Annotated in this window: 20 protein-coding genes; 5 read left to right on the top strand and 15 right to left on the bottom strand. The window is 56.9% G+C overall.

What is annotated here, in order from left to right; translation table 11 throughout:
• The first annotated feature begins 54 nt into the window (after positions 1-54).
• Positions 55-963, top strand: a complete 909-nt coding sequence (locus tag GRX64_RS18165) for a flagellar protein MotY (RefSeq protein ID WP_166269373.1) — start codon at positions 55-57, stop codon at positions 961-963.
• A 14-nt stretch (positions 964-977) separates the two neighbouring features.
• On the opposite strand, the gene GRX64_RS18160 is transcribed toward GRX64_RS18165, so the two are convergent.
• Positions 978-1,901 carry a histone deacetylase family protein gene (locus GRX64_RS18160; protein ID WP_166269371.1) on the bottom strand — a complete coding sequence of 308 codons (924 nt, stop codon included), beginning with the start codon at positions 1,899-1,901 and terminating at the stop codon, positions 978-980.
• Between the two features lie 264 nt (positions 1,902-2,165).
• Here GRX64_RS18160 and GRX64_RS18155 point away from each other — a divergent pair, with 264 nt between their 5' ends.
• Positions 2,166-4,907, top strand: coding sequence for a bifunctional acetate--CoA ligase family protein/GNAT family N-acetyltransferase (locus tag GRX64_RS18155; RefSeq protein WP_166269369.1), 2,742 nt, complete (start codon positions 2,166-2,168; stop codon positions 4,905-4,907).
• 43 nt (positions 4,908-4,950) lie between these two features.
• On the opposite strand, the gene rdgC is transcribed toward GRX64_RS18155, so the two are convergent.
• From rdgC to GRX64_RS18115, 8 genes are all read right to left on the bottom strand, one after another.
• Positions 4,951-5,880, bottom strand: coding sequence for a recombination-associated protein RdgC (gene rdgC / locus GRX64_RS18150; protein ID WP_166269367.1), 930 nt, complete (start codon positions 5,878-5,880; stop codon positions 4,951-4,953).
• Between the two features lie 65 nt (positions 5,881-5,945).
• A complete protein-coding gene (locus GRX64_RS18145) occupies positions 5,946-6,146 on the bottom strand; it encodes a DUF2788 domain-containing protein (RefSeq protein ID WP_166269365.1) in 201 nt (66 codons plus the stop codon).
• Positions 6,147-6,178: 32 nt separating this feature from the next.
• Positions 6,179-6,949, bottom strand: coding sequence for a peroxide stress protein YaaA (yaaA, locus tag GRX64_RS18140; RefSeq protein ID WP_166269363.1), 771 nt, complete (start codon positions 6,947-6,949; stop codon positions 6,179-6,181).
• A gap of 78 nt (positions 6,950-7,027) precedes the next feature.
• Entirely contained in the window at positions 7,028-7,264 is a 237-nt protein-coding gene (locus tag GRX64_RS18135; RefSeq protein ID WP_166269361.1) for a glutaredoxin family protein, read from the bottom strand.
• Positions 7,264-8,013: a YciK family oxidoreductase gene (locus GRX64_RS18130; protein ID WP_166269359.1), complete on the bottom strand. Its 750-nt coding sequence runs from the start codon at positions 8,011-8,013 to the stop codon at positions 7,264-7,266. The genes GRX64_RS18135 and GRX64_RS18130 overlap by 1 nt, the downstream gene beginning before the upstream one ends.
• 83 nt (positions 8,014-8,096) lie before the next feature.
• Positions 8,097-8,774 carry an HAD-IA family hydrolase gene (locus GRX64_RS18125; RefSeq protein ID WP_166269524.1) on the bottom strand — a complete coding sequence of 226 codons (678 nt, stop codon included), beginning with the start codon at positions 8,772-8,774 and terminating at the stop codon, positions 8,097-8,099.
• Positions 8,768-9,487 (bottom strand): bifunctional 2-polyprenyl-6-hydroxyphenol methylase/3-demethylubiquinol 3-O-methyltransferase UbiG, encoded by a 720-nt coding sequence (gene ubiG, locus GRX64_RS18120; protein WP_166269357.1) that lies wholly within the window; start codon positions 9,485-9,487, stop codon positions 8,768-8,770. Before ubiG ends, GRX64_RS18125 begins: the two co-directional genes overlap by 7 nt.
• A gap of 59 nt (positions 9,488-9,546) precedes the next feature.
• On the bottom strand, positions 9,547-10,887 hold the full coding sequence (locus GRX64_RS18115; RefSeq protein WP_166269355.1) for a TRZ/ATZ family hydrolase: 1,341 nt from the start codon (positions 10,885-10,887) through the stop codon (positions 9,547-9,549).
• 179 nt (positions 10,888-11,066) lie between these two features.
• On the opposite strand from GRX64_RS18115, the gene mtnA reads away from it, so the two are divergent.
• Positions 11,067-12,131, top strand: a complete 1,065-nt coding sequence (gene mtnA, locus GRX64_RS18110) for an S-methyl-5-thioribose-1-phosphate isomerase (RefSeq protein WP_166269353.1) — start codon at positions 11,067-11,069, stop codon at positions 12,129-12,131.
• Between the two features lie 37 nt (positions 12,132-12,168).
• Here mtnA and GRX64_RS18105 read toward each other — a convergent pair whose 3' ends face one another.
• From GRX64_RS18105 to GRX64_RS18090, 4 genes are all read right to left on the bottom strand, one after another.
• On the bottom strand, positions 12,169-12,960 hold the full coding sequence (locus GRX64_RS18105) for a helix-turn-helix domain-containing protein (protein ID WP_166269351.1): 792 nt from the start codon (positions 12,958-12,960) through the stop codon (positions 12,169-12,171).
• Positions 12,961-13,004: 44 nt separating this feature from the next.
• A complete protein-coding gene (locus GRX64_RS18100) occupies positions 13,005-15,176 on the bottom strand; it encodes a carboxy terminal-processing peptidase (RefSeq protein WP_166269349.1) in 2,172 nt (723 codons plus the stop codon).
• Positions 15,177-15,509: 333 nt separating this feature from the next.
• Positions 15,510-17,660, bottom strand: a complete 2,151-nt coding sequence (locus GRX64_RS18095; protein ID WP_166269347.1) for a 3-hydroxyacyl-CoA dehydrogenase NAD-binding domain-containing protein — start codon at positions 17,658-17,660, stop codon at positions 15,510-15,512.
• A 33-nt stretch (positions 17,661-17,693) separates the two neighbouring features.
• A complete protein-coding gene (locus GRX64_RS18090) occupies positions 17,694-18,902 on the bottom strand; it encodes an acetyl-CoA C-acetyltransferase (RefSeq protein ID WP_166269345.1) in 1,209 nt (402 codons plus the stop codon).
• A 382-nt stretch (positions 18,903-19,284) separates the two neighbouring features.
• Here GRX64_RS18090 and GRX64_RS18085 point away from each other — a divergent pair, with 382 nt between their 5' ends.
• Entirely contained in the window at positions 19,285-19,548 is a 264-nt protein-coding gene (locus tag GRX64_RS18085) for a late competence development ComFB family protein (protein WP_166269343.1), read from the top strand.
• A 20-nt stretch (positions 19,549-19,568) separates the two neighbouring features.
• Here GRX64_RS18085 and GRX64_RS18080 read toward each other — a convergent pair whose 3' ends face one another.
• Positions 19,569-22,007, bottom strand: coding sequence for a DUF349 domain-containing protein (locus GRX64_RS18080; protein ID WP_166269341.1), 2,439 nt, complete (start codon positions 22,005-22,007; stop codon positions 19,569-19,571).
• Positions 22,008-22,170: 163 nt separating this feature from the next.
• Here GRX64_RS18080 and GRX64_RS18075 point away from each other — a divergent pair, with 163 nt between their 5' ends.
• Positions 22,171-22,659, top strand: a complete 489-nt coding sequence (locus GRX64_RS18075) for a regulatory protein RecX (protein WP_345790098.1) — start codon at positions 22,171-22,173, stop codon at positions 22,657-22,659.
• 13 nt (positions 22,660-22,672) lie between these two features.
• Here GRX64_RS18075 and mltF read toward each other — a convergent pair whose 3' ends face one another.
• Positions 22,673-24,163: a membrane-bound lytic murein transglycosylase MltF gene (gene mltF, locus GRX64_RS18070; RefSeq protein ID WP_166269520.1), complete on the bottom strand. Its 1,491-nt coding sequence runs from the start codon at positions 24,161-24,163 to the stop codon at positions 22,673-22,675.
• Positions 24,164-24,501 lie beyond the last annotated feature (338 nt).

Genomic DNA, 24,501 nt, shown 5'->3' with positions numbered 1-24,501 from the left:
GCTTTGAAGGGTAACACCGCATCGCTTTTTTGTTCAGGAACCGGATGGCAGGCCATGAAAATAGCATTCTCCATTGCAGCGATGATGTCACTGACACTGGCAACTGTAAGCTACCCCGTGATGGCGGGAAGTTACGGTGCCGGTATTGAAAACAGCCGCTGGTATTTGTCGGAGTCGGTGTTTGATTGTTCGCTGACCCACGAGGTGCCCCGCTATGGCCGAGCTGTCTTTCACCACCGAGCGGGGGAAGATTTGGCCTTCTACCTGGAATCCGACAGCCAACTCATGCGCCCGGGTGAGGGCCGTCTGGTGATCGAGGCGCCCGTTTGGCGCCCCGGCGTTGCACCGCGGGCGCTCGGAGCCGTGTATGTGGAAAGCAGCAATCGTCCGGTTACCCTCGATGCACGCCGGTCCATGCAATTGATGACTGGCCTGATCGCGGGCATGGCGCCGACCGTGACGCGCCAGGCCTGGTACAGCGATGAAGCCATTCGTGTCATTCTTTCAAACATTAATTTTTCCAGATTGCTGGACGGCTACCGGGCATGCGTTTCGGGCTTGTTGCCGGTTAACTATGACCAGATCAAGCGGTCGCGGATTCCGTTTGGTGCGGGCAGTGTTGCATTGTCCCCCTCCGATTACGAGCGGCTGGATTTGATCGTACTGTATGTCCAGGCTGACCCGACGGTGGAGCGGGTTTTTGTGGACGGCCATACTGACCGATCTGGCAGTCGTATTAACAACCGGGCACTGTCGGAAGCACGGGCCAATGCGGTGGCCGCGTATTTGATGGAGCGGGGTATTCCGGCAGAGCGGCTCACTGTCCGGTCCCACGGCGACCAATACCCCATGTCCAGGCGGGCGGCGGACAACCGGCGCACCACCATTCGATTGCAGCGGCAGGGTGAACGGCCGGAATTACAGCGTGCAGATAACGGCTACGCCGGTGACGCGAACGGTTGACCCGCGTCTCCAGCCTAATGTGCCATCAATCCCTCAAGATGGGCATTGACGCTCTGGGCCAGCGCCTGCAAGTGATACCCCCCTTCCAGTGTCGACACCAAGCGATTATGGGCATGATCATGCGCGACGCTGGTCAACATGTCTGTTAGCCACCGGTAATCGTCCGCTTCCAGGTTCAGTTCCGCAAGCGGGTCCAGCCTGTGGGCGTCGAAACCGGCGGACACCAGCACCAGCTGTGGCTTGAAGTCCTGTAGCCGGTGTAACCATTGTGATTCGACGGTTTTTCGGTACTCCAGTGCTGAAGTGCCCGCGGCTATGGGCGTGTTCACGATATTGTCAGCCTGCAGGTGCACATGGGAGTGGGGGTAAAACGGGTGTTGAAAACTGGAGCACATCAGAATGCGTTCGTCGCCCTGAACGGCATCAACGGTGCCATTGCCCTGATGGACATCGAAGTCGACAATGGCCACGCGCTCCAGGCCATGGAAGTTCAGTGCTCGAGCGGCAGCCAGGGCGATATTGTTATAAAAACAAAAACCCATGGATTTGGAACGCTCAGCATGATGGCCCGGTGGTCGCGCACAGATGAACGCATTGTCTATCTGGCCGCTCATGACCATGTCAACGGCCTCGACGTTCGCGCCAGCAGCGAGCCTGGCGGCTCTTAGCGTATCCGGCATCATGGCCGTGTCCGGGTCAGTAAAAATGCGGCCCCGGGTGGGCTGCATCAAGTCCAGTTGGTGCAGGTAGCGTTCGGGGTGCACTGCCAGCAATTGATCCCGCGTGATTTCTTCCGGTTTTATCCAGTCGAGTTCTTGCTCCAGTCCGGTACTCCCCAGGTAGCTAATGATGGCGGCCAGCCGTTGCGGGGATTCGGGGTGGTCAGCCCCCATATCGTGTTTCTGGCAGTCATCGTGCGAGAACAAGGCAGTGGTCATAATACATCCGCTTCAATACCGGCCAAATGGACGGTTTGATGTTTGTTGTGATTGTATTGTGGCAATTTTATCAGGGTTCAGTATTAGCTGCCGTGTTTCTTTAGTCGATAAAAGGTCCACCTGCGGCATCGTGGCATTTTACATCGGCACGCAAGGGCCTAAGATAGAGACATGATGGCGCCGGGCCGACGCCGCTGAATTACCTTCATGCCAGCGCCCCCTGAGACCATTGCTTGAGTACCCCGCCACCAAAGGAGGCCTGAATTGGGCACCCGGTACCTTGAAAGTCTGTTCAACCCCGAGTCCATTGCGATTGTCGGTGCGTCTGAACGCGCCTCCAATCTGGGTGGAATGGTGTTGCGCAACTTGCTGGGTGGTGGTTTTTCCGGGCGGTTGTTGGTCATCAACCAGAAAGAGTATGAGTCAGTACACGGTGTGCCTTGTGTTAAGCGAGTATCGCGGATGGATTTTTGTCCTGACCTGGCCATAATCTGTACGCCACCGGAGACGGTACCCAAACTGATCAGAAAGCTGGGTCAGGCCGGTGTGCGAACCGCGATCGTGATGACCGGTGGGATGTCACGAGCGCACAGCAAGACCGGCCAGCCGTTAATGTACTCGGTGCGGGATGCTGCTCGGGAAACCGGTGTGCGCGTGCTCGGGCCAAACACCATTGGCCTGATGGTCCCCGGCCGCAGTCTGAATGCGACGTATGCCCATATGGGTGTTATTCCAGGCAAAGTGGCTTTTATTGGTCAGTCCGGCACCGTTGCCAGCTCACTCATCGACTGGGCATTTGCGCGGGGGGTGGGGTTTTCGTACTTCCTGACCCTGGGTGATGGCATGGACATCGATCTCGACGACTTGATCGATTATCTGGCTCAGGACAGTCAGACCCGGGCTATTTTGCTGCACATTGAGAACATTCCCAACCCAAGACGTTTCATGTCCGCGGTGCGGGTCGCCTCGCGGACCAAGGCGGTGATTGCGGTAAAAAGCGGTCGGGTACCGGAGTCGGAATGGTTTCCCTACGCATTACCCGACGGTATTGCCCACAGTGACCCTATTTTTGACGCCATGCTGCAGCGCGCCGGGGTCTTGCGGGTCGATGGCCTGGGGCAGATGTTTGATGCCCTTGAAACATTGACGCGTATGCGACCGCTACGACAGGAATCGCTGGCGGTGATGGCCAATGGAGTCGGGCCGGGGGTGTTGGCGGTTGACCGCTTATCGTCCGAGAGCGGTGAGCTGGCCCAACTTTCGCCGGAATCCATCGCGGCACTGGCCGAACTTCTCCCGCCCTACTGGACGCGCAAAAATCCGATTGATCTGAACTACGATGCCTCGCCTCAACTCTATGGTGACGCTATCCGCGTCCTCGCTCGTGACCCCAGCGTGGCCAATGTCCTGGTGATGTATGCACCCAGCTTGACGGAAGACAGTCTTCAAATTGCTGATGCGGTGGTGGAAGCGGCAAAAGGGACACGGCTTAATGTCTTCACCTGCTGGCTGGGTCAGAGCACGGTGATGGACGCGCGCGATGAGTTCTACCGGGCCGGGATCCCGTCGTTTTTCTCGCCAGAGAAAGCGGTGAAAGCCTTTATGCAACACATCAACCACCAGCGTGTGCAGCGTCTGCTAGCAGAGACGCCGGAGTCTTTTACGGACCACTTTGCGGACCGCACCTCCACGCGCAAACTGGTGGTCAATGCTTTACGCGCGGGGCGGGATCTTTTGACCGGTCAGGAAGCGCGAACGGTTATCCGGGACTACGGGATCAGTACCGTTGAAACACACTACTGTGCCAATGCCGAGGAAGTGCTTGAGATTTTTTCGGTTGAACGCCGACCGATCGACGTCACCTTGGTTCACGAGCTGGCCTGCCATCCGTTCATGGAACACAAAGCCGGTCTTCCCCGCAGCCAGTCGACGGCCAAGGCACTGAACAGTGAGTTGGCGATATTGGATGCGTGCAAAATGCTGGTGGAGCAATATCAGCAGGCCTATCCCGATAGCGGTTTCATTGGTTTTGCCGTGCAGTTTACCTACAAGCATGTGGGCGGGATTGAGTTCAGTGTGGGCATTACCCGGGATGCCCAGTTTGGTCCGCTGGTGGTCTGTGGCGCCGCAGGTGCCTATATCAACGTAATCTCGGATCGGCAGATTGCGTTACCGCCGCTCAATATGGTGCTGGCCCGTGAGCTGTTGCGGCGAACCTATATGTACAAGCTGCTGAAAGAATACAGCCGACGCCCGGAAGAGGATATCCGTGCCATCGCTGAAACGTTGGTGACGTTGTCGCAGATTGTGATCGACATTCCCGAGATCCGGGGTCTGGAAATTCTGCCGTTATTGTTCAACGATTATGGTGCGGTGGCAGTGGACGTTGCCATCGACTTATCAACCGAGCCGGGTCGCCCGATTATTCAGCCCTATCCCCGTGAGTTGGAAGAGTGGTTGGTGCTGCCCAGGTCTGGCCGACGGGTGATTCTGCGGGCTGCAAGAGCCGAGGACGAACCCGCGCATCGTGCCTTCCATGAGTTACAGTCACCGGACTCCATTCGCTACCGATTTTTCCAATATCGCAAGCATTTCTCCCGTGAAGACGTTGCCCAGATGGTTCAAATTGATTACGACCGGGAAATGGTGTTTGTTGCCAACGCTCCGAAAGAAGATGAGGAGGGTGTGGAAACGCTCGGAACGGTTCGAGTCTGGACGGACGCTGATAATCTGCAATGTGAATTCGCCGTCATGGTGCATGACAACATGAAGAGCGAGGGCCTGGGCCTGATCTTGATGCAAAAGATGATCGATTACTGTCGCGCCCGTGGCACTGTAGAGATGATTGGCAACGTACTGCCTGACAACCGCCCCATGCTGAGTTTGGCGGAGCGGCTGGGATTTGAGGTGCAGTACAACCGGGAAGAAGAGGTGATGGATCTCCGGCTCGTATTAAACGAGCCGGAGAAAGACTGGCAACGAGAGCGCCTGAATCCCACCAGCTAGTCACGGCGTTTGTCTGCGTGGTGTCAGGGCAGTCTGTGCGGGTTTATTCGCTGTCGACAATCGCTGAGCGATCTTCGCCACCCAAGGCGTCCAGCAATCCCGGAATCAACCGTGCCAGTTCCAGCGTCATCAGTGAGAACGCCGCATCAAATCGAGCGGCGGCATCGTCAGAATCCACGTCATCCAACTGGTCCTGCAGTGTATCGCCGAACTTGAGCCGACGAATGCCGAGTTCCTCATCCAGTACAAAGGTCAGGTTGTCGTCCCAGGCCACACTGAGTTTGGTCACCTGCATGCCGGCATTCAAGTGGTTGCGGATCTCATCGCCTTGGAGTTCCAGTCCTTTGCAACGAACCACACCGCCGTCTTCGCTGGGGTCTTTCAGTTCGCACTCATCGCCCAGTGCCAGCGCGGCGGGCAGATCAATGGATTCGTTGAGCCAGCCGGTGAAGGTAAAGGCGGGCGCCTGTTCCACAACGGGGGGCCGCACGGGGAGGGAGCCGAGGCTTTTCCGCAAATTGGAGGCCAGGTCTTCCGCCTGCTTGGCCGAGCCGGCGTCAACCACCAGCACGCCGTCCTGGGGGGCAATGTAGGCGTAACAGCGTCGGTTTTTGGAGAATGCCTGGGGCAACATCTCCAGCAGAATCTGGTCTTTAATTTCGTCTTTTTCTTTTTTAGGTACTTTTCGGTGTTGCTCGGCTTCGATCATTTCCACCCGCTCGGTGAGCAGTTCCTTGACGACGGAGCCGGGCAGTAGCTTTTCTTCTTTACGCAGAGTGACCAGGTGATAGCCGTTGGAACTGTGCACGAGCTGTTCGCCGTGCTTGCCCAGCGGGGGTACCCAGCCTTGGCGCACAGTCTCTTGGGGGCCGCAGGGCTTGAATACCCCTTCCTGAAGCTTTTCTTCCAGAGTTTCGGCACTGATATCAAACGGTTTGGTGAAACGAAAAACGCGGGCATTGCGAAACCACATGGGCAGTCGATCCTTGTTAATGGCAGTTCAGAATAATTGGAACACTGGTGATGACCTTCAAAGGGTCACATTTGCAAGATTTCAACGAGAACGGTCTTGATAACAAAACCCAGCACGCCCGCACCGAGAACGATGAACATGGCGATCGTCCCGAAGCGGCCTGCTTTGGATTTTTTGGCAAGATCCCAGACGATAAAGCCCATGAAGCCGATCAGTGCAGTGAGCAGCACGGCCATGGCAATCTGGGAAAACACAGCTTCACTCATTCGTGACTCCGGTTAGTGACGCTTTGATATGGCTACTGTTCATCTCTAAGGAACACCCAGGTGTCCCCGTTGGATTGTTCTTCGCTGAATTGGTAACCCTCAAGGTCGAAGCCTTTCAGGTCGCTGGCCTGGGTGATGCGATTCTGGATTGCATAACGGCACATCAAACCGCGCGCTTTTTTTGCGTAAAAGCTGATCATCTTGTACTGACCGTTTTTCCAGTCCTTGAATTGCGGTGTGACGATACGGCCATCCAGAGCAGACTTCTTGACGCTCTTGAAGTATTCGTTCGACGCCAGATTGACCAGCACACCGTCGTCCTCGGCAAGCAGGGTACTGAGGGCGTTGGTGAGCGTCGCGCCCCAGAACGCATAAAGATCCTTGCCCCGCTGATTGGGGTATTTGGTGCCCATTTCCAGGCGGTAAGGATGCATCAGGTCAAGCGGTCGCAGTAGGCCATAGAGCCCTGAAAGTATGCGCAGATGTTGCTGGGCGAAGGTAAAGTCGTCTTCCCCGAAGCTGCCAGCGTCAAGCCCGGTATAAACGTCGCCTTTGAACGCCAACAGTGCCTGGCGCGCGTTGTCCTGGGTAAACGGTGTGTGCCAGCGATTGAACCGTTCGGCATTTAAGTGGCCAAGCTTTTCACTGATGTGCATCAGGTTGCTGACCTGGTAGGGCTCCAGCGTTTTGAGCTGGTCGATCAGTTCACAGGCGTCATCCAGGAACAGGGGCTGAGTATGTTTTTGAGTCGCCAGCGGAGATTCATAGTCCAGCGTTTTTGCAGGGGAAATAACCATCAACATGTCAGCTTGTCCTCACTCAATACTTGGTTTTTCGATGGCTTACGGCAACCGTCATGTACGACAGCGGCCGGCGCCGGATCAGCGTTGCAGAAAGTTCAGCAACTGAACCTGGTCGAAGGGCCAGTCCAGTTCGGCACCCGTGTCCTCTCGTCGGAGGACGGGGATTCGGGTGCCGTATTGCGCCACCAATTGTTCTGACTGGGCGATGTCGATCGCATCCACTGGCACGGGCTCAGGCAACGGCGTCTGAACCAACAGGGCCTCAGCCAGATCGCAGAGCTGGCAATGGCTGGTGGTGAAAAACCTAAGTTCCATTATTTAGGCTGTGCGTCGATTTGCTGGCCGGTGATCCCCTGGCTATCCGGCCCCATCAAATAGAGGTAGATCGGCATCAATGCTTCCGGCGTCGGATTGGTGTTTGGGTTCTCGGCCGGGTAGGCATGGGCACGCATGTTGGTGCGGGTGGCACCCGGATTCAGGCTGTTAACCCTGACGTTGTGGCGTTCATCGTCCAGTTCATCGGCCAACAACTGGCTTAAGCCCTCAAGTGCGAACTTGGAGACGGCGTAGGCTCCCCAGTAAGCTTTTGCTTTGCGCCCGACGCCCGAGGACGTAAAAATAACCGAGGCATCGGATGATTTTCGCAACAGCGGAATGAGGGCGCGAGACAACAGGAACGGCGCAGTGGCGTTGACGTGAATGACCTGATTCCAAGTTTCCGGGTCGTAAAACTCCACCGGTGTGCGTTGCCCCAACACCGCGGCGTTGTGCAAGATACCGTCAAGTTGGCCAAAATTATCTTCAATAGTCATGGCCATCTCTTCGTACTCTTTGACCGCAGCGCCTTCAAGGTTCATTGGCACAATGGCCGGCTTGGGATGCCCCGCAGCTTCGATTTCATCATAAACCGATTCGAGCTTTGAGGTGGTCCGGCCCAGGAGTATAACGGTGGCGCCGTAGGCGGCGTAGGTCTTCGCTGCCGTGCGGCCAATGCCGCTGCCGGCGCCGGTTACCATGATGATGCGGTCCTTCAGCAAAGCGTCCGGTGCTTGGTAATCGTGCATAAATACAGTCTCCGGGGTGACGTTTATAGCGAGTTTCCGATGCGGTATTGTAACGCCTGGCGAGAACAGAAACAGGTCTGATTTTAAGGCGTGTGCAAGTGGTCGAGCAGGGCGGTCAGTTCAGGTGCGGAATCCACCACATGATCGGCGTGCCAACTCTCGACCTGGTCCGCGCCGTCCACATAGCCATAGCGGGCTGCAACGGTGGTCATGCCGGCGCTTCGTCCGGCTTCGATGTCCCGAAGGTGGTCGCCAACATACAGGCCTTGCCGGCCATCGACGCCCATTTGCTGGCAGGCCAGGTACAAGGATTCCGGGTGTGGCTTACGTTGTTCAACGTGGTCAGGACAGACAACGCTGGCGCACCGTGAGCCGAGTGCCAGACCGGCCAGCAGTGGTGTGGTGAATCGCACCGGTTTGTTGGTCACGATGCCCCAGGGAATCCGGTGTTGTTCAAGCCAGTCGAGCACGTCGCCCATGCCCGGAAACAGTCGGGTTTCTTCCGCGACGCCCGCTTCGTAAAGATCCAGAAAAGCAGCATGCCGCGCAGCGTAGTCGCGATCGTCCGGAGTCAGCCCAAAGCCGACCTGGATCATGGCTCTGGCTCCGCTTGAAACCGCCGGGCGAATAACCTCCGGCGCCAGCGGGGGTGCCCCCAGTTGTTCCCGGAGCTGATTAAGGCAACGGATAAAATCTGGCGCGGTATCGAGCAAGGTGCCGTCCAGATCAAACAGGACCGTGGATAACGGTGACGTCACGATTCGGCGGCCTCACGGGTAGCGTGCATCATGTAATTTACATCCACATCGCGTCCAAGTTTGTAGATCTTGGTGACCGGGTTGTAGGTCATGCCAGTCAGTTCCTGCACGTTCAGATTCGCTTTGCGCAAATAGTCGGACATTTCGGAGGGCCGGATGAACTTGCGCCATTCATGGGTTCCCTTGGGGAGCATTTTCAGGACATATTCGGCCCCGACGATGGCAAACAGGAATGACTTGGGGTTGCGATTGATTGTTGAGACAAACAAAGAGCCGCCGGGTTTGAGCATCCGGGCACAGGCGTCAATGACGGAGGCAGGGTTTGGAACATGTTCGAGCATTTCCAGACACGTGACCACATCGTATTGACCCGCTTGCCCGGGTTCTTCGAGCAGCGTCTCTATCGTGGTCTGACGGTAATCGACGGCAATGCCCGATTCCAGGCCGTGCAGCTTGGCAACGGACAGCGGTGCTTCGCCCATGTCGATACCCGTTACATGGGCGCCACGCTGTGCCATACCTTCAGACAGCAGGCCGCCGCCGCAGCCCACATCCAGCACTTTCCGGCCTGCCAGTGGCGCACGCTCATCAATGTAGTTCAGGCGCAGGGGATTGATGTCATGCAGCGGCTTGAATTCGCTGCTGGGGTCCCACCAACGACTGGCCAAAGCCTCAAACTTGGCAATTTCATTCTGGTCTACGTTCTGGTCACTCATGATCCGGTTTCCGCCTGCAAGGGTCTGAAAAAGTATAGGGTAAGAGCGCCAGGTAAGTCCTATCCCGACTTGCCTGGCTGAATACGATTCGCCCAGGCCGATACCCGCAGCATCAGGTCCGGCACATCGATACGGGTCAGTCGCCCCTCCTGAACTTGAGGTACGCCACTGATCCAGCTGTGGCTCACCTGACGGCCATGGTTGCTGTACACCAGATGAGACACGGGATCATACACAGGCTGAAGGAAGGGGTCGCTCAGATCAACGGCGATCACGTCCGCCAGCTTGCCCGCTTCCAGCGACCCCAGTTCGTGTTCGCGGCCGAGTGCCCGGGCGCCCTGGATGGTCGCCATGGCGAGTGCCTGATGAGCGGACAGTGCGGAAGCATCGCTGGCCACTGCCTTGGCGATCATGGCGGCGGTGTTGAGCTCGCCGAACAGATCGAGGTCATTGTTGCTGGCGGCGCCGTCGGTGCCGATGGCGACGTTGATTCCGGCCTGGGCGAGGGTGTGGGTCGGGCAAAATCCACTGGCCAGTTTCAGGTTGGACTCCGGGCAATGAATGACATGGGCGCCGGAAGACTGCAGGCGCTGAATATCACTGTCATCCACTTGGGTCATATGGACGCATTGGGTGGTTGACGTGAGAAGGCCGAGCTTGTCCAGTCGCTCTATCGGGCGCTGACCGGTCTTGTCCAGCGCGTCGGTTATCTCAAAAGCGGTCTCATGCAGGTGTAGCTGTACCGACACACCCGTGTCGGACGCCAGTTGGATGGCGCGCCGCAGCGGCTCGTCGGATACGGTATAAGGTGCATGGGGGCCAATCGCCGGCATGATTCGGGAGTCGCCTTGCCAGTGGTTGATCAGGTCGGTGCCCTTGGCCAGGTATTCGTCCGGGCCACTGCCCCACATAGTGGGAAAGTCCAGCAATGGAAAACAGATTTGTGCCCGAATGCCGGTGTCGTAGGCAATGTCGGCGGCGACTTCGGGGAAAAAGTACATGTCGGAGTAGGTGGTGGTGCCAGTCCGCAGCATTTCCGCAATCGCCAGCCGGGTGCCGTCGGCGATGAATTCTGAGTTGACGAACTTGCCCTCCGCCGGCCATATGTGGTCGTTCAGCCATGTCATCAGTGGAAGATCGTCGGCCAGCCCACGAAACAGTGACATGGCTGCATGGCCATGCAGATTAATCAGCCCCGGCATGACCACGTGATTGCTCAGATCCAGGGTCTGCCGAGCCCGATAATGCTGGTCGGCTTCCGACTGTGGCACAACGGCGGCAATGCGGTCGCCCTGAAGCAGAACCGCGTGATGGTCAAGGACAACGCCGGCCGGCTCAATGGGTATTACCCAGCGCGCATTGATTCTGGTGTCAACAGCGACAATGGTTTCAGCAGTCATGCACTCAGCCTTTGGGCCTGGTTAAAAGAGGTGAAAGTATAACGACCCACCCGCGGAGCGACCACCCTTTAGACCATAATGGTGGATGATGAGCCGCTTCGGTTGTTTCGGATGTTGATCCATGCCACCTGGAAACCGTTATACTGGCGGCTTTCCCCTCATACCCGTGGAGTTGACGCATGTCTGAGCCTGTCTCGCCGTCCCATCGAAACCGCGCCATTGGCACGGTTGCCATGCGTTGGCATGGGGATCGTCTGGACCTGCTGGACCAGCGGGTGTTGCCGGCGGAGGAATCCTGGTTGTCACACCACGACGCATCCAGTGTTGCCAGCAGCATCCGTGACATGGTGGTTCGCGGGGCGCCTGCAATTGGCATCAGTGCCGGCTATGGCGTCGCTCTGGCCGCCCTGCAGTCGTCATCAAACGGCTGGCGGGAGGCCATAGAGGAGGCGATGACTGAATTGGCGGAATCTCGGCCGACGGCGGTCAATCTGTTTTGGGCATTGCGCCAGATGCGAAACGTATTGGACGCCTGCAGCACCCGGGGGCAGGCCGCTGAACGCTTGGCGAAGACGGCGATACGACTGCATGAGGATGACCTGTCGGCCAATTTGGCCATGGCCGAACACGCACTTGGGGTGATGGATCAGACTGCACCGTTTGCCGTACTGACTCACTGCAATACCGGGGCCTTGGCAACCGGCGGCTACGGGACGGCCCTGGGTGTTGTCCGTCATTTACATGAGAAAAAACTACTGACTCAGGTGTACGCGGACGAGACCCGGCCTTGGCTTCAGGGCAGTCGGCTAACCGCCTGGGAACTGGCCCGGGAGGGCATCCCGGTGACCCTGAATGCGGACAGCGCGGCCGCTGCGATCATGGCGCAGGGTGAGGTGAAGTGGGTCATTGTCGGCGCGGATCGCATCACCGCCAACGGCGATGTCGCGAACAAGATCGGAACCTACAGCCTGGCGGTGCTGGCTCGATACCATAAGGTAAAGTTTATGGTGGTGGCCCCCGCGAGTACCGTGGATATGGAACTTGCGTCTGGGCGGGATATTCCGATTGAGCAGCGGGAAGGGCGTGAACTGCTGCAGGTTCAGGGAGTACCGATTGCTCCGCCGGGCATCGATGTGTACAACCCGGTCTTTGATGTCACCCCTGCGAACCTGATCGATGCGATTGTGACTGAACGGGGTGTTGTTTATGAGCCCGGCGTCAGTGGGATGAAGGGACTGTTCTAGTCCCGCCTTTGATTGATTGGCGAATCAACAACCGTACTCAGCCGTCGCCGAGTGGCGATGCCTTTGGGGTGTTTTCTGCTTTGATTTTAGCGACTTCGGCCTCTTGCTCGGCGACGAAGTGGAGTGACATTTCAAAACTTTGCCGGGTGAAGGCGAGCACTTTCTCAAAGCCCTCATCCGACAGATTGCGGGCGTCATCGTGGCGGCGAAAAATATTGATGAACTGGCGCTCCCGCTCAAATTGCAGGGGCAGTTTGCCAACGCCCCAGTCGTTGAGGGTTTTCCAGACATCCGGGTTGTAGTTGCGGGTGTAGCGCAGGATAAACGGAATAGGGTCATTGCGGGCCACCAGCGCAGCCAGTCTCAGGATCAGCTCAAACGATAGCGTCGCCGTGCCGTTTTCAATGGCTTCCAGTACCGTTTTGTCTTTGAGGTTTAGTGCTTCGCTCATTTCCGACAGGGTAAGACCGGCCACTTCGCGAATGTCCTGCAGCGATTGACCGGTCGCCAGCATGAATTTGAGCTGATCCTGGGATTTCTTCAGGGCTCGGCCAACTCGCAGAGACGTGTCGGTTGATCGGGCGGCAAACCGCAGCGCGGAGCTGGTCAGGTCAGCGATCCGATCCACCAGCGAGTCCTCCTCGCGGTCACCATCCACTGCATCCGACACGCGACCCGCATTGCCTTTGGGGGCCTTTTTTTTGGCTTTGGAGGCCGCGTCATCGGCCGCAATCTTTTCGACTTCGTCCATGGAGCTCATGGCGTGCATGGCATCCATGAGCAGGCTTTCCAGCGCTTGGGCGCGCTGTTTATCTGGTTTTTCGGTCATGTAAACGTCCCTGTCGTTGCGACCGTAGTAGGAGCCAGTCGTGGTTAGCGCGCCTCAGCCGTGATCAGCTTGGGGTTGATGATGGAGGCCATGCGGCGATCGAGTTCCAGCATGTCCGCCATGATGTGGCCACCCTCGCGGACAATGAAGTCCAGGCGCTCATCAGAATTGTCCGGGTCGGCTGTGAGCTGGTCGCGCCACTCTTCCAACTGCTTCAGTGACTCGAACCGTGGCTCGCCTTTCAGGTCGCGGCGGGCATTGGCGATGGTCAACTGACGTTCTTCCAGGGTTTCCTGGTAGGTTTTGCGAACGCTCTCTTTCAAGCTCACTGAGTTAATTTCACGCTGCTCTTTGAGCAGGTCGATTTCCTGTTGCAGCAACCGGAATTCCGGGCTGTCGGCAAAACGTTTGTCATGACTTGCCCGCAGGTCTTCGATGATGCCACTGAAATCGTAATAACGGGTGTGCGGCACCGCTTCAATCTGATCCCAGGGCAACGCCCGTTCAAGGGCATCTTCCCCAATACGGGTTTTATCGATCCGGCTGGGAATCTCAATGTCCGGCATGACACCCTTATGCTGGGTGGAGCCACCGGAGACCCGATAAAACTTGGATTGGGTGATCTTGAGCTGACCATGGTTCAAAGGCCGAACCGCCTGCACCGTGCCCTTGCCAAAGGTCTGGGACCCAACCACCAGGCCACGTCCGTAATCCTGAATGGCGCCGGCAAAAATTTCGGAAGCGGACGCGCTCATGCGGTTCACAAGCACCACCAGGGGACCGTCGTAAACAATCGACGGGTCCTGATCGGTCAGCACCTGCACGTCGTTATCCGAGTTGCGGATTTGTACGGTGGGGCCCTCGTCGATGAACAGCCCAACCAGGTCATTGGCTTCGTGCAGGGCGCCGCCGCCATTGTTTCTCAGGTCGATCACAATGCCATCAATACCGTCGTCCTTCAGGGTTTGAATCAACCGTTTAACGTCACGGGTTGTGCTCTTGTAATTGGGATCACCCGCCTGCATGGCTCTGAAGTCGGCATAGAATGTCGGGATATTAATCACCCCGATCTGATAGCTGCTGTCGCCCCGCTGCAAGTCAATGACATCGCTGCTGGCGCTCTGCTCCTCCAGCTTGACCTTGTCCCGAGTGATGTTGATGGCGCGGGTGAGGGTTTCATCGGACGCATTGGCAGGGATGACCTCCAGCGTTACCCGGGATTCCCTCGGGCCACGGATCAGGTCAACTACCTCGTCGAGCCGCCAGCCAATGACATTAACCGATTTCTCTTCGTCTTCCTGGGTAACCGAGACAATGCGATCAGCCGGTTTCAACTGGCCCTGTTTGGCCGCCGGCCCGCCGGGAACAAGGCGTACCACTTTGGTGTACTCATTGTCGGATTGCAGTACCGCACCAATGCCTTCCAGAGAAAGGCTCATGTTGATATTGAAGTTTTCAGAAGTGCGCGGTGAGAAGTAGGACGTATGGGGATCCCAGATACCGGTGAACGCGTTCATGTAGGCTTGAAACGCGTCTTCGCTGCGCATCTGGGCCACGCGTTTGCGTTGGCTCTCATAACGCCGGGTGAGGGCGCCCTGGATGTCGGCATCGGATTTGCCATTTAACCGCTGCGCCAACACCGCATTTTTGATGCGTTTCACCCAGAGTGCATCCAGCGCGGCACGGTCTGGTTCCCAGGCAGCCTCGGAACGGTCCAGCATGAGCTGTTCTTCAGATTCAAAGTTGAAGTCGTCAATGCCGCCCTTGATCAGGGTGAGGGCGAAGTCCAGGCGCTCAATGGTCCGTTGCTGAACGGTATTGTAAATGTCGAAGCCCGGTTGCAGGCGGCCGGTTTTAAGCGCCGAGCCAAGGTTGCTCCGAAGCGACTTGAACTTATCGACATCTTGCTGGGTTAGATAGACTTTCTGGTTGTCGAGGTAATCGAGGTAGGCGTCGAAGACTTCGCCGGAAAGGTTGTCGTCGATCTTCTGGTCGCGAAAGTGTGTGAACTGGAGCTGGCGCGAAATAAGGATATTGGCTCGGGCCTGATCAACGGTTGGTGCTACCGGCTCGAAGGCGGCGTCGCGATCAACGGTTGCATAAAGCGCCGCGGGCAGGATGAACAAACTGAATGCCAACGCCTTGCTGCATTGGCTGAGGCTTTGCATCAGCGGCGAAACAGGCTTGGCTGAGAAATAACGTTCGGCGTTGGTCATAGTCGTGCTTACCCGATGTTGAATTGGTGGGTCCGGGACAGGTCTGTACGCTGAGTCGGAGCGCTGGCGTGGGGGCGCTCAAGCGTTGATAACGTGCTACCTGATAGTCATACGATACAGAGATGGGGCCGGACTGTCCGTTTCATTCATTGTAGGCAAGGCATGGGTCGGTTGCCATAGGTCACATGTATCACCGTGTGACAATCTGTCCATAAAGTTGTCATAGCGAGAGGTGTGTTGCGCAGGGTGTAATCGGATAGGCAGATTGGCGTGTAGGTCAATGCAGCACAAACGCTGGGTACCGGGGAACCCTCAGGCTCCCCCAGCCCGGATTTAGGTAAAGAGTGTGTCGGTCTCCGCTTTCTCCAGCAGCAGCGCCGGGGCGGCAAAGCGTTCGCCAAAGCTGTCCTCCAGGACTTTGGCCCGTTCCACAAAGGCTCGAACACCGTATTGATTAATGAACTGGATAGCACCCCCGGTCCAGGGCGCAAAGCCAATCCCGAAAATGCTGCCAATGTTGGCGTCTTCGACGGTTCTCAGGACGCCTTCCTCCAGACAGCGGACGGTTTCGATGGCCTGGATAAACAGGATTCGGTCTTTCAGATCCTGCAGGCTGGTGTTTTTTGCCCTGGCCTGGTCCACAAAGAGAGATTCCAGGCTTGGCCACAGCGATTTCTTGCCGGACGCCGGGTAGTCATAAAACCCGCCCCCGGCCGCCTTGCCTTTACGCCCGTGCTCATTAACCAGGGTGTCCACCACCGCTTCGGCAGGGTGTGCCTTCCAGGCTTTGCCTGCGGCCTCCAGATCTTTTCGGCTTTGATCCCGGATGTGTTGAATCAACGTCAGGCTGACTTCGTCACAGATGGCCAAGGGGCCGACTGGCATGCCCGCGAGTAGCCCGGCATTTTCGATGCTGGACGGGTGGATGCCTTCACCCAGCATGGCGACACCCTCATTGACGAAGGTGCCGAATACCCGGGAGGTAAAGAAGCCGCGACTGTCATTCACGACAATCGGAATTTTGCCGATTTGCTGCACGTAATCAAACGCGCGGGCCAGCGTATCGTCCGAGGTTTGCTCTCCGACGATAATTTCCACCAGTTGCATCTTGTCCACGGGGGAAAAGAAGTGCAGGCCAATAAAATGGTCTGGCCTGGCGGACGCTTTGGCCAACTGACTGATCGGAATGGTGGAGGTGTTGGAAGCGAAAATGCCGTTGCTCGCCATTTTTGGCTCGGCTTCCTGGGTCACGTTTGCTTTCAGTCCGCTGTCTTCGAAAACCGCTTCGATGATCAGGTCACAGTCTTGCAGGTCGGATGCATCGGCGGTGGCGGTAATGCGGGCGAGGGTGGCGGCTTTGTCCTTTTCGGCTAGGCGACCACGGCTGACCTTCTTGCTCAGCAAACCCTCTGAATAGTGTTTGCCCTTGGTCGCGTTCTCCGTTGAGACATCCTTCAGGACGACCTCGATACCGCGGGTGGCCGTGGCGTAAGCGATGCCGGCGCCCATCATGCCGGCGCCAAGAACACCCACCCTGTGGAAGCTGGCTTTTTCAATGCCTTGCGGTCGGCTCTCGCCGGCCTTGATGGCGTTGAGTTGAAACCAAAAGGTGCCGGTCATGTTCTTGGCAACCTGGCCAACCACCAATTCGGTAAAATAGCGAGTCTCAATCTTGTCGCCATTGTCGTAGTCCACCTGCGCGCCCTCGACGGCGGCTGATAAAATCCGCTCCGGTGCGGGATAACACCCTTTGGTTTTTTGTTTCAGCATGGCAGGCGCTATCGCCAGTTTTTGGGCCATGGCGGGGTGGTGAGGCGCCCCGCCGGGGAAACGGAAGCCTTTCTGGTCCCAGGGTTGATGCGAACTGGGACTGGCCCTGATAAAGGCACGGGCCTGAGTCATCATGTCGTCGGGGGAATCTGCCAGCGCGTCAATAATGCCCGCTTTAAGGGCTGCTTTAGGACTGACCTTCTTACCTTCCATCAGGTATGGGAAGGCGGCCTCAAGACCGATCATGCGTGGCAGCCGCTGGGTACCACCGCCGCCGGGAAGCAGTCCCAGTGTCACCTCCGGCAGGCCTAGCTGAATGGTGTCACGGTCGAGTGCGATACGGTGGTGGCAGGCGAGGCAGATTTCCAGCCCACCACCGAGCGCGGAGCCATTAATTGCGGCGACCACCGGCTTGCCACAGGTTTCGATGGCGCGGATATCCGCTTTCAGGCTGTTGACCATGTGCTCGAACGTGGCTGCGTCAGCACGCGTCACCGAATAGAGCTCGTTTAGATCGCCACCGGCGAAGAAAGTTTTCTTGGCGGACGTAATGATGATGCCGCTCAGAACGTCGATGTCGGTTTTGATCTTTTGTGCGGTTTCGCTCAGCGCGGTGCGAAAGTCACCATTCATGGTGTTCGCGGACTGACCGGGCATGTCGATGGTTAGTGTAAGGATCTTATCAGAATCAATGGTGTAGCCGATGGCGCTCATAACAAAGGGTCTCTTCTCAGAAAAGTGGTGGGCTTAGCAACGCTCAATGATGGTGGCAATGCCCATACCGCCGCCGACACACAGGGTGGCCAGGCCATAGCGCAGCTGGCGTCGCTCCAGCTCATCAAGCAACGTGCCCAAAATCATCGCTCCGGTGGCTCCGAGAGGGTGGCCCATGGCGATCGCGCCGCCGTTCACATTGACTTTGTCATCGGGCACGGAGAGTTCCCGTTGGAAACGCATCACGACCGAGGCGAAGGCCTCGTTCACTTCAAATAAATCAATCTGATCGGCTGTCAGCCCGGCTTTGCTGAGCGCCTTGCGAGCGGCGGGGGCAGGTCCGGTGAGCATGATAGTAGGATCAGTGCTGGTGACCGCGGTGGCGACGATTCGGGCACGGGGCCGCAACCCCAATGCCTCACCCTTGGCAGCACTGCCAATCAGCATGGCGGTGGCACCATCGACAATGCCGGAGGAATTACCGGCATGATGCACATGGTTAATACGCTCCACATAGTGATACTTCTCGCGGGCCACACCGTCGAAGCCCATCTCGCCCATCATTTGAAAGGACGGTCGGAGCTGGCTCAGAGATTCAAGGGTGGTGTTGCCGCGAACATGTTCGTCTTGCGCAAGAATCAGCACGCCGTTCTGGTCGGTTATCGGCACTATTGAGCGGCTGAAATAACCCTTTTCCCAGGCATGGGAGGCCTTTTGTTGGGACTTGACTGCAAAGCCGTCCACATCCTCGCGGCTGAAACCTTCCAGTGTTGCGATCAGGTCCGCGCCAATGCCCTGGGGCATGAAGCCGGTATGCAGATTGGTGGCAGGGTCGGTGGCCCAGGCGCCGCCATCCGAGCCCATGGGTACGCGAGACATGGCTTCGACACCGCCGGCCACCACCAGGTCTTCCCAGCCGGACCGAACCTTCATGGCCGCGAGGTTGACCGCTTCAAGACCCGATGCACAGAAACGGTTCAGGGTAACGCCGGCAACCACATCGTCCCAGTCGGCCGCCAGCGCGGCGGTTTTCGCTATATCCGCACCCTGATCGCCAACCGCGGTCACACAGCCCATGACAATGTCATCGACCTGGGCCGTGTCCAGCTGTGACCGTTCCTGTAAAGCCTTGAGGACGGAGGTCAGCAGTGAAATGGGCTTGACGCTGTGCAGCGCGCCGTCTTTCTTGCCGCGTCCCCTTGGGGTGCGTACCGCATCGAAGATATAGGCTTCGGTGGTCATTGCTGATCCTTTGGTAAAAGTAGTTTCAATGCTTAAGGAACCTCTGAACAATTCCTTGCGCTCTCTGTCCGGTCTTAAGTTCCAAGTGCAGCGCGTCGTGCAGTGTATGGCCGTTGTCCTTTATAACTGGCGCAATGCTGCAGAAGGTCGGGTCAGCCTGGCGCCAGAGAGCACAAGGAATTGTTCAGAAGCTCCTTAACCATAGCTTGCCATGAATGCCGGGGTAATGGCGCGCGCTGCCAATTGCATTGGCGAAAGCGCTCACGGGTTGACCTCGGCTGTGTAAGGCGCCTGTCACCGTGCACCTGACAAGGTTGTATTGTCGACCTATGGTGTAGGGAGACCTGATGGTGCGTGGCCGTTAACCGAATAAGGGGATGACATGTCGTTACTGGATACGATTGATAACTTTTACGAGCGCCTGGTTGCAGACGCTGTTGAGGAGTCCCGGCTGGAGACCGACACCGAAGACCGGTTGGCGGATATAATGTGCATTGCGCTGAACCGGCTGCCACCCCGTTATTACCGCCATAAAATCGATATGATGTTCTATCTTGCCGATCCTGAGTTACAGGAAATGCGCTACAAAGTGCTTGATGCCGTCAAAGAGGCTCGGGCATTCGTGGTCGCCCATCAGCGGGAATGAACCCGCTGATGGGGCACGTGTTAAGCGACGCTGGCAGCCAGTGCCGCTGATAGCCGTGTGGCCAGATCGTTGGTGCGGTCGCCATCCAGAGTGGCTAAGCACCAGGCAGCGATCAGCGCTTCCAGTTGGTCATCGAGGGCATCTCGTTCGGTATTACCAGCCATGCCGTCTGCGAGTCGCTTCACCTGTATTTCCATCCTGAGCGACTGATCTTCCTCGGGCGAGGGTTGAGTGGTCAGAATTTCCGCACGAATAACCAGTTCCCTGGGGGTCATTGAGGGAAGCGACGCCATTTTTGGCTCCCATCCCTCAGGGCAATCGCCCGGTTCAATAATGCCGTCGGTGCGTTCCTGTATTCGCTGTTGCCACAGCGCAATGGTCTGGGCCTGTTGCTGTTGCTTCTGGAGGCCTCTGATACGTTTCAGCTCGGCGTTCAGCCGGTCTTTCATCGGACTGGACATGGGTTCCGATTTCATCGCACTGAGCTCGTTCAAGGCCTTGTTCAGCGTGCCCTGATCAACACTGTCAGCGATCTCCTCGGATTGGTCCAACAGTGCGTCGAGCTTGATGCCGGCCTCCTGAACCTGGGCTGCCTGCTCATGTTTCTGAGCGTCCCGGCGGGCGAAAACCTGGTCACAGGCGGCCCGAAAAGCCTGCCATAGCTTTCTGTCCTGACGGTGACGGGTAATACCCACCGCTTTCCACTCGGTTTGCAGGTGCTTGGCCTGGTTCATGGCATCGGACAGAGGCTCGTGTTCAATCAAGGCTTCTGCTTGTTCGACAATGGCCGATTTCAGCGTTTCATTACGCTCCCGTTCTGAATTTAACGGGTGCTCAAGTTGACTCAACAGCTGATCGAAGCGCTTCTGAATAACTCGGTTGTCACGGAACTCCACCGGCCAGGCCGCTTTCCATTCGTCTTTGGCAACTCGGTCAATTTGCTCAACCGCTTTCCAGTCGGCCGTCGCCCAGTCTGTTTGTGCCACAAACAGCGCAAGCTGATCACAAATGTCCTGACGCTTTTGAAGGTTCACTTTTTTCAGCCCGGATTTCGCCGAGAAATACTCCTTGCAGGGCTCATAGGCGAGGTCGGACGCTTTCTTGAAGCGCTGCCAAAGTTCACGGTCGGAGGAGCCGCCCAACTCACGCCATTCGGTCTGGAGCTCTTTTATTTTGCTGGCTTTGGCTTCGGGCTCCATGTGCTGGTCTGCCAGGTACTCCATACGCTCACACAAAGCAATTTGCTTAGGTTGGGTCGCAAAGCCCTGCCAGTCCTGCAGCTCGCGTAATTGTCCATTCAACAATTGCATGCGAGCCTGAAGCCCACGGCCGTTGCGGTGATCAAGACCTTGAAGTTGCTGTTGCGCGAGCTTGAAGAAGTGCCGCGACTCTTTGAGTTGGCGCGCTTCCAGCGTCGCTTCAAGATTATCAAGGGTAGTTTTCAGCGCGGCTTTCTCATCATCCTGATGGTTGGACACGGATTCGGCTTTCGGTTTTGGTGCGGCTTTCCCTGCCATGGCGACCAGTTGGCTCAATTCAGCGGGTTGGGCGTAGCCATCGGGCCATTCAATCTCATCAATCAGTGTCAGTATCTGAACACGTTCCGGGGTTGAGACGACCTCGTCCGAAGTCGATGCCAGAGCTTCGCTGATGGCGGTACTGTGTTGTTGTAATCTTTGAACGGTGGCAATAAACCCGCGCAACGCCTGCATGAGGGATTCGTAAGATTTCTGTTGGGATTTGCCAACATCGGTGTCCCGGGTCGCTTCGAGCCAGCGGTTTTCCTGGGTTTTCTGAAGTGCATCGAGCGCGGAGAGTGACGGCAGGCGGTCTTCCGGGTGGACTTTCAAATCATTGAGTGTGGTCTCCAGAACGCTCAGGGTTTGGGCACGCTCATCGGCCTTGCTAGCATGAACCTGCTCGGCCTGCTGCAGTTCTTCAATTTGACGGAGGCGACTCCGGCACTGGTGTGCGGCGTTTAGAAACAGTGCCGTCTGGTCCGCGGAAGCAAAGTTTTCGACCGCGTTCCATTGTTTGAGAAGATTCTCAAAACGCGCACTGTAGAGTTGCATATTTTCTGTTTTGGCGTGGTCTTCAGCCTGTCGAATTGCCGATTGGACACTGTCAAACTGCCGCTGTTTTTCTGCCTCGATGTTTTTGGCCTCTTGAAGCCGTTGGCGAACAGCCTGATACACCCCTTTGTCCCTGCCTCGAGAGGCTTTTTGCAATCGTAACAGGGTCTCATGATCGTCAATGGCTTGGGCGGCTTCGAGCCGAAGGTCAGCGGTTTTGCCTTCAACAGCGAGGTGTTCCAGTTGCTCAGTGGTGGGCGAGTCCTTCAGCAAACGTTGTTGTTCAGCCACCTGGTCTTGCTGAACCTGCTCGGGCGCTGGAGCGGGTTGGGTCGATTTTTCCGGTGTTTTTCGACCTTTGAAAAATTTCTGTATGAATGCCGCCATGGGGTTATCCTTCACTGTTGAAGTCAGCTCACAGTGTCCGGCAGACTGTCCTGCTGGGCACCACAAATCGGCTTTGCCCGGCTGAGCCGGTGCCGAATACACACGGCTAGATAAATAGCCGCGGCGCTAGTCTAGCGCTTTGTTTGCGAATCCGGAAAGAGCCATGATGGGAAATGATGAAGATCATGATTTGAAAGCGAGGTCTTCTGCGCTGAGGCTGCTTGCCAGGCGTGAACACAGTCGCCAGGAGCTCAGGTTGAAACTGTGCCAGCGAAAGATTCCAAACGCTACCATAGAGCAGGTGCTGGACGAGTTTGAACAGGAGGGCTGGCTCAGCGACGAGCGTTTTGCGGAGGTATACGGCCGTCAACGCCGGGATCTGGCCTATGGTCCGGTCCGAATCCGCAGCGAGCTGCAACAACGTGGGGTGCCGTTGTGGCCAGAGAGTCTTGCCACGATGTCCGAACACGATTGGGTTGAGTCGGCGGTCCGGGCGCGTAAGAAAAAGTTTGGCCTGTCAGACCTCGGGGACGACTGGCCAGAGAAGGCTCGCCAGGCGCGCTTCCTGGCCCAGCGCGGCTTTACCGGCGAGCAGGCTGAAAAGGCTCTTGAAGTGACTGAATGCTGGCAGGGGGCATATCAAGAACGATAGCCAGGCTCGGCCCTTAAAGCGTAGGCGGTGTTTGCCCCAAGGCTTTTGGAAGTAAGGGGCGGTCGTCGCTCATGGAATCGTCCGATACAGGCTCCGGTGTCATGTTAAAAGCGTCGTGGTTGGCGACCTCGTCGGTGGCATCGGCCGGATCCTTCATCCAGGCCAGGACGTCGTAGTAGCGCCGGATATTCTGAACGTAGGTGACGGGTTCATGGCCACGAGCATAGCCGAAGCGAGTTTTGGAATACCATTCCTTTTGTGCCAGCAATGGCAAGAATTCCTTCACGTCCATCCAGCGATCGGGATCTCTGCCCGCCCCCTCGGTGAGCCGTCGGGCGTCCTCAAGGTGGCCGTAGCCGACGTTATAAGAGGCCAGCGCAAACCAGGTCCGGTCAGGCTCCGGAATGTCTGCCGGAATTTGTTCATGCACTTTTCTGAAATACCGGGCGCCACCTTTGATGCTCTTTTCCGGATCAAGGCGATTATCAATGCCGATATAGCTCGCCGTGTTACGTGTCAGCATCATAATGCCGCGAACTCCGGTAGGTGATACGGCATTGGGGCGCCAATGGGACTCCTGGTAACCAATGGCGGCGAGTAGTCGCCAATCGATGCCGTATTTTTCAGAGTAGTCCTGAAACAGTGTTTCGTACTGTGGCAAACGATTGCGAACATGGTGGACGAATGTGCGGGCACCGACATAATTGAGTCGGTCAAGATGGCCGTAGAAGCGCTCTTTTATCTGAGCGAGGCTGCCATCGTCCTCAACCTGAGCAAAGAAGGTCTGGGCGGCCTTGACCAGGGTATCGTCCTGCTGTGGCGGAAATAGCCAGGCCAGTTTTTCAGGCTCATTCAGACTGAATCCCCGTTTAATATCGGGGAAGAAAATGTGGTTCAGCGCCAGTTCATTGGCATCAACCACGGCGAAAGGAAATTCTCCGGATTCCACTCGTTGGAGTATGCCGGCAGTATCGAGGTCTGCATGGACGTGCCAGTTCAGGCCTTGATGGTCGGGCGCCAGTTGCTCCAGATGGCGGATGTGATTGCTGTCGCCAACCACGTGAATATCCGATCCTATAAGGTCGTCGATGCTGCCGGGGCGCATGACGTCTCGGTTGTAGATCACGATCGACTCTGTTGCCAACGTCGTGGGGACTGTCTGGTAGTTCGCTTTGCGGTCCGGGCTGGCAGTGAGGCCTGCCAGGCCTATGTGGGCGTAATTGCGGTCGAGAATTGAGAGTATCTCTGCATTGCCTTCAACTACGCGTACCCGAAGTTCGACGCCGAGCGATTTGGCAAAGCGTTGAACCAGCTCATATTCAAAGCCGGTCGGACCGTTGCGGCCTTCGTAATAAATGGACGGCGCATGCCGGGTAATCACATGCAGAACACCCTCTGAGCGAACCTGCTCCAAAGTCGTGGGTCTGGAGCAACCCGCCAAGATGGCCATGACGCAAACCACTGCGAGCAAGCGAATTGACGTGTGCTCGCCGTTGCCACTCATTATTTGCCTGAGATTTACCAAATCCATAGTCTCCCGTACATCATTTCAAAAGGTGTACGTAGCGTTTGATCTGACCGCTCTGCGGGCAAAAAATCGGGGACAGCTGGATCCCGAAAAACGCTGCTTTGCGTTCCGTGCATGACTGAATCATCCCTCAGATCTTCGTATTCGGTCAATTAAACTGTGCATAAAATGTGCAAAACACTGTAAATTGTATGCTGCGTAACCAACTGCAGGGCGTTTAACCATGGCAAGCGGCCAGGGCGCGGCCTTGGCGCCCGCAGAATAAATATCAGTCAAGCGGGTGTGATCTTGTCTGTATCCGCAGCCTGCTTTCC

The sequence above is a fragment of the Marinobacter caseinilyticus genome (genome assembly GCF_011074955.1).
Lineage (GTDB): Bacteria > Pseudomonadota > Gammaproteobacteria > Pseudomonadales > Oleiphilaceae > Marinobacter > Marinobacter caseinilyticus.
The sequence above is the reverse complement of the archived record's forward strand: the minus strand, read 5'-3'. Positions and strand labels throughout refer to the sequence as shown.

Bases quoted from the DNA above. Each gene is read 5' to 3' on its own strand.
- GRX64_RS18165 (WP_166269373.1), top strand. From the start codon at position 55: ATGAAAATAGCATTCTCCATTGCAGCGATGATGTCACTGACACTGGCA.
- GRX64_RS18160 (WP_166269371.1), bottom strand. From the start codon at position 1,901: ATGACCACTGCCTTGTTCTCGCACGATGACTGCCAGAAACACGATATG.
- rdgC (WP_166269367.1), bottom strand. From the start codon at position 5,880: ATGTGGTTTCGCAATGCCCGCGTTTTTCGTTTCACCAAACCGTTTGAT.
- GRX64_RS18145 (WP_166269365.1), bottom strand. From the start codon at position 6,146: ATGAGTGAAGCTGTGTTTTCCCAGATTGCCATGGCCGTGCTGCTCACT.
- yaaA (WP_166269363.1), bottom strand. From the start codon at position 6,949: ATGTTGATGGTTATTTCCCCTGCAAAAACGCTGGACTATGAATCTCCG.
- GRX64_RS18135 (WP_166269361.1), bottom strand. From the start codon at position 7,264: ATGGAACTTAGGTTTTTCACCACCAGCCATTGCCAGCTCTGCGATCTG.
- GRX64_RS18130 (WP_166269359.1), bottom strand. From the start codon at position 8,013: ATGCACGATTACCAAGCACCGGACGCTTTGCTGAAGGACCGCATCATC.
- ubiG (WP_166269357.1), bottom strand. From the start codon at position 9,487: ATGAGTGACCAGAACGTAGACCAGAATGAAATTGCCAAGTTTGAGGCT.
- GRX64_RS18115 (WP_166269355.1), bottom strand. From the start codon at position 10,887: ATGACTGCTGAAACCATTGTCGCTGTTGACACCAGAATCAATGCGCGC.
- mtnA (WP_166269353.1), top strand. From the start codon at position 11,067: ATGTCTGAGCCTGTCTCGCCGTCCCATCGAAACCGCGCCATTGGCACG.
- GRX64_RS18105 (WP_166269351.1), bottom strand. From the start codon at position 12,960: ATGACCGAAAAACCAGATAAACAGCGCGCCCAAGCGCTGGAAAGCCTG.
- GRX64_RS18100 (WP_166269349.1), bottom strand. From the start codon at position 15,176: ATGACCAACGCCGAACGTTATTTCTCAGCCAAGCCTGTTTCGCCGCTG.
- GRX64_RS18095 (WP_166269347.1), bottom strand. From the start codon at position 17,660: ATGAGCGCCATCGGCTACACCATTGATTCTGATAAGATCCTTACACTA.
- GRX64_RS18090 (WP_166269345.1), bottom strand. From the start codon at position 18,902: ATGACCACCGAAGCCTATATCTTCGATGCGGTACGCACCCCAAGGGGA.
- GRX64_RS18085 (WP_166269343.1), top strand. From the start codon at position 19,285: ATGTCGTTACTGGATACGATTGATAACTTTTACGAGCGCCTGGTTGCA.
- GRX64_RS18080 (WP_166269341.1), bottom strand. From the start codon at position 22,007: ATGGCGGCATTCATACAGAAATTTTTCAAAGGTCGAAAAACACCGGAA.
- GRX64_RS18075 (WP_345790098.1), top strand. From the start codon at position 22,171: ATGATGGGAAATGATGAAGATCATGATTTGAAAGCGAGGTCTTCTGCG.
- mltF (WP_166269520.1), bottom strand. From the start codon at position 24,163: ATGAGTGGCAACGGCGAGCACACGTCAATTCGCTTGCTCGCAGTGGTT.